Annotated in this window: 11 protein-coding genes; 6 read left to right on the top strand and 5 right to left on the bottom strand. The window is 42.8% G+C overall.

Annotated elements, in window-relative coordinates; translation table 11 throughout:
• Positions 1-84: 84 nt before the first annotated feature.
• Together QWZ07_RS16910 and QWZ07_RS16905 are read left to right on the top strand one after the other, a co-directional pair.
• A complete protein-coding gene (locus tag QWZ07_RS16910) occupies positions 85-1,050 on the top strand; it encodes an ABC transporter substrate binding protein (RefSeq protein ID WP_065111006.1) in 966 nt (321 codons plus the stop codon).
• A 276-nt stretch (positions 1,051-1,326) separates the two neighbouring features.
• Positions 1,327-2,793, top strand: a complete 1,467-nt coding sequence (locus tag QWZ07_RS16905; RefSeq protein ID WP_192853682.1) for a GGDEF domain-containing protein — start codon at positions 1,327-1,329, stop codon at positions 2,791-2,793.
• Positions 2,794-2,860: 67 nt separating this feature from the next.
• Here the strand turns inward: QWZ07_RS16905 and dusC are convergent, their stop codons facing one another.
• Positions 2,861-3,817, bottom strand: a complete 957-nt coding sequence (gene dusC, locus QWZ07_RS16900; protein ID WP_017107304.1) for a tRNA dihydrouridine(16) synthase DusC — start codon at positions 3,815-3,817, stop codon at positions 2,861-2,863.
• A gap of 182 nt (positions 3,818-3,999) precedes the next feature.
• Between dusC and QWZ07_RS16895 the strand changes: the two genes are divergently transcribed.
• Positions 4,000-4,620, top strand: coding sequence for a YecA family protein (locus QWZ07_RS16895; protein WP_017111100.1), 621 nt, complete (start codon positions 4,000-4,002; stop codon positions 4,618-4,620).
• A gap of 124 nt (positions 4,621-4,744) precedes the next feature.
• On the opposite strand, the gene dsbB is transcribed toward QWZ07_RS16895, so the two are convergent.
• Entirely contained in the window at positions 4,745-5,254 is a 510-nt protein-coding gene (dsbB, locus tag QWZ07_RS16890; protein WP_065111288.1) for a disulfide bond formation protein DsbB, read from the bottom strand.
• 146 nt (positions 5,255-5,400) lie between these two features.
• Positions 5,401-6,993: a Na(+)/H(+) antiporter NhaB gene (nhaB, locus tag QWZ07_RS16885; RefSeq protein WP_192853684.1), complete on the bottom strand. Its 1,593-nt coding sequence runs from the start codon at positions 6,991-6,993 to the stop codon at positions 5,401-5,403.
• Positions 6,994-7,633: 640 nt separating this feature from the next.
• Here nhaB and fadR point away from each other — a divergent pair.
• Entirely contained in the window at positions 7,634-8,473 is an 840-nt protein-coding gene (fadR, locus tag QWZ07_RS16880) for a fatty acid metabolism transcriptional regulator FadR (protein ID WP_065111011.1), read from the top strand.
• Between the two features lie 137 nt (positions 8,474-8,610).
• Here the strand turns inward: fadR and QWZ07_RS16875 are convergent, their stop codons facing one another.
• Complete coding sequence (locus QWZ07_RS16875; RefSeq protein ID WP_192853685.1) at positions 8,611-9,090, bottom strand: YehS family protein; 480 nt, start codon at positions 9,088-9,090, stop codon at positions 8,611-8,613.
• A 188-nt stretch (positions 9,091-9,278) separates the two neighbouring features.
• Positions 9,279-11,339 carry a methionine--tRNA ligase gene (gene metG, locus QWZ07_RS16870; protein ID WP_017111097.1) on the bottom strand — a complete coding sequence of 687 codons (2,061 nt, stop codon included), beginning with the start codon at positions 11,337-11,339 and terminating at the stop codon, positions 9,279-9,281.
• A 158-nt stretch (positions 11,340-11,497) separates the two neighbouring features.
• Here metG and apbC point away from each other — a divergent pair, with 158 nt between their 5' ends.
• Both apbC and udk read left to right on the top strand, forming a co-directional pair.
• Positions 11,498-12,574 (top strand): iron-sulfur cluster carrier protein ApbC, encoded by a 1,077-nt coding sequence (gene apbC, locus QWZ07_RS16865; protein WP_017111096.1) that lies wholly within the window; start codon positions 11,498-11,500, stop codon positions 12,572-12,574.
• Between the two features lie 258 nt (positions 12,575-12,832).
• Positions 12,833-13,474 (top strand): uridine kinase, encoded by a 642-nt coding sequence (udk, locus tag QWZ07_RS16860; protein ID WP_004734002.1) that lies wholly within the window; start codon positions 12,833-12,835, stop codon positions 13,472-13,474.
• Positions 13,475-13,501 lie beyond the last annotated feature (27 nt).

Genomic DNA, 13,501 nt, shown 5'->3' with positions numbered 1-13,501 from the left:
TACTGGTAAAAGTGTCAATAGTGAATTTGATGTTGTCTCTTTAGATCGAGCAATAACAACGAGAGCTTGATGAAGGGAATATTAATGGGTTCTGTAAGAAGAGTATTAACGGCTGGTTTCAGCTGTTTTTTGTTGCTATGGACTGGCAGCGCGATGGCAAATATTGCCAAAGTCTCGGTCTCACAAGTTGTAGACCATCCTGATCTGAACGCGACACGTTTGGGGCTTCTTGAAGGGTTAAGAGCGAAAGGTTATGAGCCAGGAAAAAATCTAGAGTTCTCGTATGAGATGGCCGATGGTAGTCCAGCGCAAGCCGCAAAAATAGCAAGAGAGTTGGCTAGCGAAAATCCTCACGTATTAGTTGGTATAGCCACGCCTACCTCGCAAGCATTGGTCTCCGCGACCCGATCTATTCCAATTGTATTTACCGCTGTGACCGACCCGATCGGTGCAAGGCTTGTCAAACAACTCAACAACCCCGGAAAAAACGTGACCGGCCTTTCTGATCTCTCTCCTGTGTCGCAACACGTTTCGTTGATCAAAGAACTGCTCCCTAAAGCGAGTTCCATTGGTGTTGTCTACAACCCTGCAGAAGCCAATGCGGTGGCATTGATAAAGTTATTGAAGAAAGCTGCGCGAGCGAATGGACTCAAACTTTATACCGCAACAGCACTGACTATCGATGATGTGGAATCAAAAGCTGAATCTATCGCTAAAAAATCAGATGTTATCTACGCGCTGACCGACAACACAGTAGCAAGTGGTATTGAAGATCTGATTCAAGCAGCAAACCAATCAGGTACCCCAGTCGTAGCTGGGGCAACGTCTTATGTAGGGAAGGGCGCCATTGCAGGTTTAGGTCTAGATTATTATGACGTAGGTGTTCAAACTGCTGATTATGTAGCGGCAATACTTGAGGGACAAAAGCCTGGAAAGTTGAATGTGAAAACAGCGAAGAGCTCACAGCTTGTCATCAATTTGGATGCGGCTCGTGAACTGGGCGTAACCCTTCCTCAGTCTGTGATCGATCGTGCGATTGTTAGCCGTTAGTAATAACTAGAATGATGAACATAGGTTGCATATAAATAATCTTGTTAACAGTATTAAAACAGTTGATAGAAATTAGTAAATTAACTCAACATAATGGTCGTATTTCTCTAATTTGTTCTTTTATAAGTGGTTATTTAGTTCACTCCGAATCGGTTATTTGGCCGTAAGCTATGCTGTTAATATGAATTTACATTATTTTACATCGAGAGAGCCGGCGATTAATGTCATAATATTAATGGGGTAAATGAAAATAGCTAAGCGCTAAGAGCACATGATATGAAAGTTAACAGGCACTTTAGCCTTACCTTTGTTTTTGGTTTCCCTGCTGTGATCGCAGCGATGTTACTTAGCTTGATTGCAAAGAACCATTTTGACTCGGTAGAGAAAGATATCAGCAATGAATTTCAACGTATCGAAGAAGTTTTTAAACGAACGACTAAGATCGTTACCGCGCTAGATTATAGTTTCTCAAACTATTACAAATCAGGTAACCCTCTTTTCCTTGACCACAACAAACAGGTGGTTGATGGCCTATGCCAAATTTGGCCAATTGATAGCCTGCTTCTTGCCGAAGGCAAAACTACCGATATCCCTTCTGTTGATATTGACTACATGCTGGTCGGTGAAGAGTCTTTATGTACAGAAACAAGTAGTACCTATAAAAGTGCTTCGGAGAAAATAGCTCTAGCACCTATTCTCTCATTTCTCTCCCAACTTGATGAATACCACGATGGTGTCCACTTTATTGATAAACGTGGGTACGTTATTTCGTCACCGGAAGATTTTGCCAAAGGGTTAGGAAAGGAATTACTTTCGACCATCAAAAGCCGTCCATATTGGCAAAAAACCGCCAACAACCCTGATCTGTTGACTTTATCTGGTCCTGCATATCGGTTTGATTCTCTTGACCGTATGATCAGCATGACGATCCCTGTCTTTCATAAAGGCGAACATCAAGGGATGTTATCGGTTGATATTGACGCTGGAAAACTACTTGCTATTGCTAATGAACACTTAGCCGGTCGAATCGATATTATTGATACTACCTTAACTAGCCCAAGAGATTCCGCCGCTTTCTATCATAAAATTGAGCTAGAGGGCGTAGCATCTCATCATGCTATGTACTACGAATTGAATTTGGTTGATGAGGCTCGACACTTTTTCGTTTATGAAAAAGACAGCCTTATTGTCGCTATCATTGTGTATCTATTCTCTGTAACCATCTTTTTTTACGTTAATTCCAATATTGAACGCGGTTATTTCAAAGATCTTGCAGCCAAAGACCCAATGACCGGGCTACTGAATCGACGTGGTTTAGAAGCGTTTTGGCGCAGCGTAGAACATGATCAGTTGTTTGCTTTAACGGTATTTGATATCGATGATTTCAAGTCGATAAATGACACCTTCGGCCACGATAAAGGCGACGATGTCATCCGTTACATGTCGCGCCAGATAAGTAATAGCATTCGAAGTAGTGATGTTGCTGCGAGATTTGGTGGTGAAGAGTTCGTTGTCTATCTGAAAGGGGATGATCGAGAAACATTAATCAGAACATTGCAGCGTGTAAAAAGCGCGGTTTGCTCTAAATCTGAGGATATCATCCCTAATGGCTTCACGGTATCTGGCGGCGTGTGCATTGTTGAAACGGAGCAAAGCAAACTCGACTTTGAAGAGATATTTAAGTACGCCGATGAAAAACTGTACGTGGCTAAGACGACCGGTAAAGACCGAATCGAGTTTTAACCACGTTACTCAAATCTTGCGCTTTAAAGGAGGAGAGGGGTTGATGACTCTCCCTGGCTAAGACATATTAAGCTGAGTGGAAATGCTCTTCTTGATAGCGTTGTAGGCGCTCTACGATAGGCGGCGCTTTCTTGAAAGTACGAATTTCTTTAAACAGTTCGTTCGCTTCAGGGTAGCCTTTACTTAAATAGACAAACCATTGTTTCACTCTATTGGGGTAGTACATGCCTTTATCCCCTTTAATTTGAAACTCTGAATAGCGCAGTAAAAGTGCGATCACTCTATCCCACGGCATTTTCTGGTGGTTGTGCTTAACGACATTACCAAGGTTTGGAATATTAAAAGCGCCGCGGCAGACCATTAATGAATCGACACCCGTTGCCTCAATACAATCTTGGCCATCTTGATAGTTCCAAATTTCCCCATTCGCAATCAACGGCAGAGAGGTCTTCTCTCTTATTTGGTTGATGTAATCCCATTTGATTTCACTGGCTTTGTAGCCGCCAACTTTGGTTCGCGCATGCACGGTAAGTTCGTCAGCTTTTGCTTGCTCGATCGCGTCGACAATTTCAAAACATTCTTCAGGGTGTTCCCAACCTAATCGAATTTTTGCAGACACGGGAATGTGCGCAGGGACCGCTTCTCGGCAAGCTTTCACTACTTGATAGATGAGCTCTGGCTCTTTTAACAGGGACGCTCCACCATTACTTTTGTTTACTGCTTTAGCAGGACACCCAAAGTTAATATCGATCCCTTTAGCGCCTAAGCTGGCCGCCTGGAAGGCATTCTCAGCCATCCAATTTGGGTGTTGTCCAAGAAGCTGCAGGTGGATAGGTACACCTGCCATGGTTTGAGAGCCTTGATGTAATTCAGGGCAAATACGGTGGAAAACATGCGGGGGAAGAAGTTGATCAACGATACGCACGAATTCAGTGACACAGAGATCATAGTCATTAATCTCTGTAAGAATTTCGCGCATTAGATGATCAAGGACGCCCTCCATAGGGCCAAGTATTACTCGCATGCTGTTTTTTTACCGAAACTGAGTGGACCAAAAATTAAGAGGCGTGATTGTACGGTTTGCTCACAGGATTGTCACTACGAGAGTGGGGCTCCTGTTGTCATGTTTACTTGAGCGGTTAGTGGCGACATGCTGGGTTTGATAACGCTATAATGGACAAAATGATTTAAAACACTCGAGCTTTCATGACATATCAATTATTAAGCCTACCAGAACAAGTTACAGACATTACACCGCAGTTTATTGAAGGTGCAATCCTTGCGTCTAACCTAGCGACTAAACCATTAGATCCTGAAGAATGGCTGGCTATCGTCGCGCCTGAAGCGGGCAAAGAGCTGGTAACAATCGTGACGGAACAAATTAACCGTCAACACAACCTGATTCAGCGTAGTGAATACTTACTAGCCGATGTGTTTGCGGAAGGTGACTTTAACGAACAATTCGCTGATTTCGCGGAAGGCTTTATGATGGTTTGGCCTACGATTGAGGAGCAGTGGCAAAGTGTGACCGTGGCGGATGGTACGCTACGTATGCTACAAGCGCTGCTAACTACATTGATGTTGGCGATCGACGAAGAACAAACCCAACAACAAATGGTCGCTGCTGGCCTTCAGAATCCGCCATCGCTTGCTGACTTGGTTGGTCAGATTGATTTGATGATTTCTGAAGTGGCACTTGCGGCAGATGAAGCCATGTTGGGTAATAAGTCACAAAGCGTGAACCCATTTAAAGATATTGGTCGAAACGATCTATGTCCGTGTGAGAGTGGCAAGAAATTCAAGCAATGTTGCGGCAAAAACAGCTAATCGAGACTTGTTGATAGATTAAGCTTGAATGAGCATCAGATTCTCTTTAAGTGATAAAAGCTTAAGCAATAAAAAGTCGACCTGTTGGTCGACTTTTTCGTTTCTGCACATGATGAGCTAATTGTTAGTCATTCTTTGATTTAACGAATTGAGACACAACAATAAAGCCGAAAGCAACCAAGTTACCCGCGAAGATAATCACTAGCCATTGAGGCATAGAAAGCTCTAAGAACTGCCACACAACCTTGCTGCAGTCTCCGTAAGCTTCAAACATCCACGGAACCCATTTGTTTAGTGGCGCCCAACTAGGGAAGGTCACGAATAAGTCACAGGTTGCAAAAGGAGACGGGTTGAACTGGTAATCGACGTGCTCTAAAGCCAGCGTCAAACCCTTGTACGCGCCAAATCCCCAACCAGCAAGGCCTAGCCAACGTGATATCGGGTTATTTGGGGCTATAGCGCCAATCATTGCCGCGACACCGATAGCAAGCATGGCAACGCGCTCGTAGATACACATCACGCAAGGGCCAAGCATCATTACGTGCTGGAAGAAAAGGGCACACGCTTCAAAAAATAGTATGAAAGCCAGCAGTAAAAGCCAAGATAAACGTCCCTTAGAGAAGTCTTTGAGCATTGCAAAAAAGTTCACGAATTTAATCCCGTCTATAAAATAAAAAAGCTCTGAATACTCAGAGCTTTTTATCTTGGATAAGTTTCCTAATCAACTAATATTTTTGATTAGTTAGATACACTTATTGTGTTTCGCAACACAAAATCAGATTAGTGACCACCAGAAACCAATGGAGCAACGGCTTCACCTGTGCGCTGAATGATCCAACCTGCATCGTAGAACCAGGCTGTCATCGGTTCAACAAAGAACACGATACCAGCAAGGCCAACAAGAGCCAGTACGATAGTGTATGGCAAAGCCATGATAACCATGCGGCCGTAAGACAGTCGAATTAACGGGGCAAGTGCCGATGTTAATAAGAATAGGAATGCAGCTTGGCCGTTTGGCGTAGCAACAGAAGGTAGGTTAGTACCTGTGTTGATAGCAACAGCAAGTAGGTCAAATTGGTCACGAGTGATGATGCCTTCAACCAGTGCAGTTTTCACTTCGTTGATGTAAACCGTACCTACGAACACGTTATCTGAAACCATCGACAAGATACCGTTGGCTACGTAGAAGAGTGCGAGCTGTGCGCCCTTATCTTCAACGTGAAGTACTGCGTCGATCACTGGCTTAAATAGTCCCTGGTCGATGATTACAGCAACGACTGCGAAAAAGACAGCAAGAAGAGCAGTAAATGGTAGCGCTTCTTCAAAGGCTTTACCCATCGAGTGTTCTTCAATTACACCAGTAAATGCCGTTGCTAAAATGATAACTGAAAGGCCAATCAAACCGACTTCAGCGACGTGAAGCGCAAGGCCAACAATAAGCCAAACTGCGATTGCACTTTGAACCCATAGTTTTGCTACGTCTTGTTTTGTACGGTTTGCGCGTTCTTTGTTGTCAAATTCAACTAAGATTTGGCGAACGTTATTTGGCAGTTCTGCACCGTAGCCAAATACTTTGAATTTCTCGACAAGTGCACAAGTTAAAATACCGCAGAAAAAAACAGGCAGCGTTACAGGCAGCATTCGGATGATAAATTCACCGAATTCCCAACCTGCTTGTTTAGCAATTACCAAGTTTTGTGGTTCACCTACCATGGTCATTACACCACCCAGTGCTGTACCAACACCGGCGTGCATAAGCAATGAACGTAGGAAAGCACGGTAGTTTTCTAAGTCATCACGAGTTAGCTCAGAGATCTCTTCATCATGCGTATGATCGTGCGCAGACGTTGTACCTTTGCCTGATGCAACCTTGTGATAAATAGAGTAGAAGCCGACCGCAACGCTAATAACTACGGCGATTACTGTTAGTGCGTCTAGGAATGCTGATAAGAAAGCAGCAGCAACACAGAAAGCAACAGAGAGTAAGACTTTAGATTGGATGCCAAGCAAGATCTTCGTGAAAATGAACAAAAGCAGTTCTTTCATGAAGTAAATGCCAGCAACCATGAATACGAGCAAGAGTAATACAGGAAGGTTTGCTTGCAGTTCGTGATAAACCATTTCTGGTTTGGTCATGCCAATGGCGACTGCTTGAATAGCTAATAGACCACCTGGTTGAAGAGGGTAGCATTTGAGAGCCATAGCTAGAGTGAAAATAAACTCAACCACTAACAGCCAGCCCGCAACAAATGGGTCAACTAGGAAAAAAACAAACGGGTTGATGATTAAAAAGGAAATGATGGCAAGTTTATACCAATCAGGAGCTTTACCAAGGAAGTTCTTGATAAAAGCGTTTCCGAGAGACATCGGCATGTTAATACTCTTTTATGTTGATTATGAATAGACAAGCAATACAACATTTTGAGAATCGAGCTATAAAATTGATTAAAAACTATAACTAACAGTGACTTAGAAAAACTACATTCCATGTAATGTTCTGTGGTCTTGCCAAGTCACTCCCTTAGAAACTCAAGCACTGCTTATTTTTGAGCGCAACTCTACTCTTAGATAACATTTAGTCAACAGGAAAAGCCCTGTAGCACTAAAAATACCTCTTTTTTGTTGAGAAACGCGATCAAAGTAGCGCAAGCATACCACTTAAAATGTGATAAAAACCGACTAGAATCAATATTTCAGCGAAATGATTGAAATCAACATAATAAAGACTGTTTATGTGTGATTATTACAACTTAATATTGCATTTTAATTACCTTGTAAATATGACCAATGCCATTGATTTTTAACGGATTTTATTGTGTTAATAAGTTGTTGTAATGGTGGTTTATAGTCACTTGCTTTCCAAACTCTAAGTGTAAACGTGTGCTTAACTTTAGAGCTTTAGCTCTATTGTTATATTTGGGTGAGTAAAGTTTTTGGGGGTATTTCAGCTAGGTAAGACTAGTGGTATGATGAGTAAATTAGAACATAATAATTAAATTGGATTGAAGTGTAGATGGTCATTAAGGCGAAGAGCCCGGCAGGATTTGCAGAAAAGTATATCATTGAAAGTATTTGGAATGGCCGTTTCCCTCCAGGTTCTATCTTGCCCGCAGAGCGTGAGCTTTCTGAACTGATTGGTGTTACACGTACTACGCTTCGTGAAGTACTACAACGTCTTGCTCGTGATGGTTGGTTGACGATCCAACACGGCAAGCCAACAAAAGTTAACCAGTTTATGGAAACCTCAGGCCTTCATATTCTTGATACGTTAATGACGTTGGATGTTGATAACGCAAGTAAAATGGTAGAAGACTTGCTTGCTGCACGTACCAATATCAGTCCTATCTTTATGCGTTATGCTTTCAAAGCAAATAAAGAAGCGTCTGAGCGTACGATTACTAACGTGATTGAATCTTGTGAAGCTTTACTTGCGGCACCGACATGGGATGAATTCCTAGAGTCTTCTCCGTATGCTGACAAGATCAAACAGTCAGTGAAAGAAGACGTAGAAAAAGATGAAGCGAAGCGTCAAACGATCTTAATTGCTAAAACGTTTAACTTCTACGATTACATGCTTTTCCAACGTTTAGCATTCCATTCAGGTAACCAAATCTACGGACTGATTTTTAACGGTGTTCGTAAGCTCTACGACCGTGTTGGCAGCTACTACTTCTCTAACCCGGAAGCTCGTCGTTTAGCCATGGAGTTCTACAAAGACTTGTTTGTTATTTGTGAAAGTGGTGAGCGTGAAAACCTACCACTTGTGATTCGTAATTACGGTATCGCAAGCGCACAGATTTGGAACGAGATGAAAACAACGTTACCAACAAACTTTACTGAAGATGACAGCTAAGTCTTTTCATCAAAGTACTGTTAAGTTTGCTTGTTAAGTAAACGACGTAAAGAAAACAAAAAGCGGCGAGATAATCAAATTATCTCGCCGCTTTTTATTTATTGATAGTTAGTGACAACTTATCAATAGGCAGTCACTTACCCTGCAAACTCTTCTGAGTCTGGGCGGTTAGTAAACTGAACACCATTTAAGTAATCACAAAGTAATTGGTCTTCACACACTTTGTAGTTCTTATTTTCTGGCTTGCGGAAGTAAGCACCGATCTCGTATTTACTTAAGCTCACACCAACAACTTCTAGTACATCAAGCACATCTTCAGCTTTCATGTTTAGCGCGATGCGCAGCTTCATGAAAATCATGTTGTTCGTTAGTGCAACTTCAGGTTTTGGCTGCTCACCTTCTTTCTTGCCACGCTTCAGGTTGATGAAACCATTTAGGAATACCGCTAACTCTTTGTCTTTCATCGTTGCGCATGACTTGTCGTTATCTTCTTTCAGCCAGTTAATCACTTTATCGTGAGCAACGATAACGTCAGCTTGTTCAATAGCTTTGATGATTTGTGCATTTTTAAGGTTTAGTGCGTGTTGAATACGACGCAAGATTTCATTGTTAGTCACAGGGTAGTCCTAAAAAGGTATCTGGGAGTGAATATGGCTCCAATCAAATATATTGGATTTGATAAAGCACATTTTACTCTACATAGCATAGTTGAAGGCGACTCTAACAGAGAACGCTTGTTTTCCATAGATATAAAAAATCCCCATAACATGGCTGTTATGGGGATTTTTAAGTGGCTAAACCGGCATTACATTACACGCATACCTGGTTGAGCACCTTCGTGTGGTTCAAGGATCCATAAGTCACTGCCACCAGGGCCAGCAGCTAGGATCATGCCTTCAGACATACCAAACTTCATCTTACGAGGTTTAAGGTTTGCTACCATGACAGTTAGCTTGCCTTCTAGCTCTTCAGGTTTGTACGCTGACTTGATACCAGAGAATACTTGGCGAGTCTCACCACCGATGTCCAGTTGGAATTTCAGTAGTTTGTTCGCTTTTGGTACTTCTTCACAAGAGATGATACGAGCTATACGCATATCGACTGCTGCAAAGGCATCGAACTCAATCTCATCTGCGATTGGTTCTTTGTCTAGTTCAGTTTGGCTTGCTTGCTCTTTTTCTGCTTCCGCTTTTTCTTTTGCTGCTGCTTCAGCGGCTGCATCTTCTTTAGAAGACTCGATCATTGCTTCGACTTTCTTCGGATCAATACGGCTAAATAGCGCCTTGAACTTAGTGATTTCGTGATCAGTTAGCGGGGTAGCAATCGCTTCCCACGTTAGCTCTTCGTTTAGGAAAGCTTCAGTGCGAGCGGCTAGCTCTGGCATTACGGGTTTCAGGTAAGCCATGAGTACGCGGAATAGGTTAATACCTACAGAAGAAACTTCTTGAAGCTCTTTCTCTTTACCTTCTTCTTTTGCAAGAACCCAAGGTGCTTTTTCGTCGATGTATTGGTTAGCTTTGTCTGCTAGTGCCGTTACTTCACGAATAGCGCGGCTAAACTCACGAGTTTCGTACAGTTGACCGATACGCTCAGCTGCTGCTACGAATTCGTTATAAAGCTCTGGTTCTGCAAATTCAGCAGAAAGCTTGCCTTCGAAACGCTTAGTGATGAAGCCTGCGTTACGAGAAGCCAAGTTAACAATCTTATTTACTACGTCAGCGTTTACACGTTGAGTGAAGTCTTCAAGGTTAAGGTCTAAATCATCGATACGGCTGTTTAGCTTAGCAGCGTAGTAGTAACGTAGACACTCAGGATCTAGGTGGTTTAGGTACGTGCTTGCTTTGATGAATGTGCCTTTCGACTTAGACATCTTAGCGCCGTTTACGGTTACGTAGCCGTGTACGAATACGTTGTTTGGCTTACGGAAACCAGAACCTTCTAGCATTGCAGGCCAGAATAGAGAGTGGAAGTACACAATGTCTTTACCGATGAAGTGGTAAAGCTCAGTTGTGCTATCTTTCTTCCAGTATTCGTCGAAGTTTAGATCGTCACGCTTGTCACATAGGTTCTTGAAAGAAGCCATGTAGCCAACTGGCGCATCTAGCCACACGTAGAAGAACTTGTCTTTTTCGCCTGGGATTTCGAAGCCGAAGTAAGGCGCATCACGTGAGATATCCCACTGTTGCAGGCCAGACTCAAACCACTCCTGCATTTTGTTTGCAGTTTCATTCTGTAGAGAGCCAGAACGAGTCCACTCCTTAAGCATGCTTTCGAACTGAGGTAGGTCGAAGAAGAAGTGCTCAGAGTCTTTCATTACTGGAGTTGCGCCAGAAACTGCTGATTTTGGATTAATCAGTTCAGTTGGGCTGTATGTCTCACCACAGTTATCACAGTTATCACCGTATTGGTCTTCTGACTTACACTTAGGGCAAGTACCTTTTACAAAACGGTCTGGAAGAAACATCTCTTTCTCAGGATCGAAAAGCTGAGAAATAGTACGGCTAGAGATGAAACCGTTCTTTTTAAGCTCAAGGTAGATATGAGAAGCCAGTTCACGGTTCTCTTCACTATGTGTGCTGTGGTAGTTATCAAAGCTGATATCAAAGCCAGCGAAGTCTTTTTGATGCTCTTCACTAACAGCAGCGATCATCTCTTCTGGTGTGATACCCATCTGTTGAGCTTTAAGCATAATTGGCGTGCCGTGAGCATCGTCAGCACAGATGAAGTTTACAGTGTTGCCACGTAGACGCTGGTATCGAACCCAGATATCAGCTTGGATATGCTCAAGCATATGGCCAAGGTGAATAGAGCCGTTAGCGTACGGAAGCGCACAAGTTACCAAAAGTTGTCTTGGATCAGTTGCCATACTTAATAATTCGCTTTTTTGATAGGTATAAATTTTGAGAGGTAATACTACTTTATAACGTGTGATACGCCAAGGTATCAGACAAAGGATTCCCCTAGTTTTTTAGGGGTTCAGTCTTCATCTCGTGGGTGATAGCATAAATAAAAAAAGGAGCCCCAATGCGTAACTTTACTTCTAAGCAAGATTTCTGTTCATGGTTGAATGAGTTCGAGTCACCAATCCTCATACCAGAGTGGGCGCTACACCAAAATATTGTATCGGTTGATCCGCGTGGATCATTTGTTATTACCTTGCCTTTTGCTGCCAATCAGCTTGCTGTTGATCTTGAAGATTGGATTAATGCCCAGATTGAGCAAAAGCTTGTGAGTGCTTTCCAATTTGAAGTAAAAGTGAAGCCGTCTGCGCTAGAAACAACAGTCGCGACACCTTTGAAGGGCGTTAAGAACATTATCGCCGTGACGTCGGCAAAGGGTGGGGTAGGTAAATCCACAACCTCTGTAAACCTTGCGCTTGCGTTATCTAAGTCAGGTTCAAAAGTGGGCTTGTTGGATGCGGATATCTATGGTCCATCTGTGCCTATGATGCTTGGTCAACTAGACGCAAAACCAGAAGTACAGAATAACAAATGGATGATGCCAATCGAAGCTCATGGCATTTTTACTCATTCTATCGGTTACCTTGTGTCAAAAGATGATGCGGCAATCTGGCGTGGTCCAATGGCGGCGAAAGCATTAGGTCAGCTCGTGAACGAAACGGTTTGGCCTGAATTGGATTACCTTGTTATCGACATGCCACCGGGTACGGGTGATATTCAGCTAACGCTTTCACAGCAGATCCCAGTAACCGGCGCGGTAGTCGTGACGACACCTCAAGATTTGGCTTTAGCCGATGCACGTAAAGGCGTGGCGATGTTCGATAAAGTGAGCGTGCCAGTTGCAGGTTTAGTGGAAAACATGAGCTACCATATCTGTAGCCACTGTGGTGAAAAAGAGCATATCTTCGGTGCTGGTGGTGCAGAAGCTATGTCGGAGGAGTTCTTCCTTGATATTTTGGCGCAGATTCCACTGCATATTGATGTGCGAGAAGACATCGATGCGGGCTGCCCAACCGTTATACGTCGTCCGGACAGCGAACATACTCGTCACTACCTTGAATTGGCTGAAAATGTGGCTGCGAAGATGTTCTGGACGGGAAAAGCAAGACCGGAAGCGATTAACTTTTCTATGGTTGATTAGAGTAGATCAGCCTTAAAGCCGTATAAATAATATTTGGGTGAGATAAATAGCTTTTGGATTTGGTTAGATAGTCATTGGGTTTGTGCAAATAGTTGTACGTTAGTGATTCGAAAGCAAACGATTATATTCATTTAATGTATAGATAACATCAATTTGACTGTAATTAGCAAGAATGGCGACTAGAATCTATATTGTTTAGCCCCTATAATCAGGCGGTTTATCTCTTCCCACCACCAAACCATATCGGGTGCAAAATTAATGTCTGATAATAATCAATGTGTCATCGTAGGTATCGCTGGCGCTTCAGCATCAGGAAAAAGTCTGATTGCTAGTACAATTTATAATGAGTTGCGCGAGAAAGTAGGCGACCATCAAATTGGTGTTATCACGGAAGATTGCTACTACAGCGACCAAAGCCACTTGAGTATGGAAGAGCGTGTTAAAACTAACTACGATCACCCAAATGCACTGGATCATGATCTATTATGTGAACACCTACAGCAGCTAATGAGTGGCAATGCGGTAGAAGTTCCTGAATACAGCTATACAGAGCACACACGTACTTCTGAAACGACTACACTTACACCTAAGAAAGTGATCATTTTAGAAGGTATTCTGCTTCTAACAGACCCGCGTCTTCGTAAACTAATGCACGCAAGCGTGTTTATGGATACACCGTTAGACATCTGTCTACTACGCCGTGTTAAGCGTGATGTAGAAGAGCGTGGTCGTACAATGGACACGGTACTTAAGCAATATCAAGAAACAGTACGTCCAATGTTCATGCAGTTTATCGAGCCTTCAAAACAACATGCAGACATCATCGTTCCTCGTGGTGGTAAAAACCGCATCGCGATTGATGTGCTAAAAGCGCACATTGCGAAGTTGTTGAAGTCTTAATTAAGTAAAATTTTTGTCTAAGTGACT

This window comes from Vibrio lentus (assembly GCF_030409755.1).
Taxonomy (GTDB): Bacteria; Pseudomonadota; Gammaproteobacteria; order Enterobacterales; family Vibrionaceae; genus Vibrio; species Vibrio lentus.
Note: the sequence above shows the minus strand (reverse complement) of the source record. Positions and strands in the feature narration are given on the sequence as shown.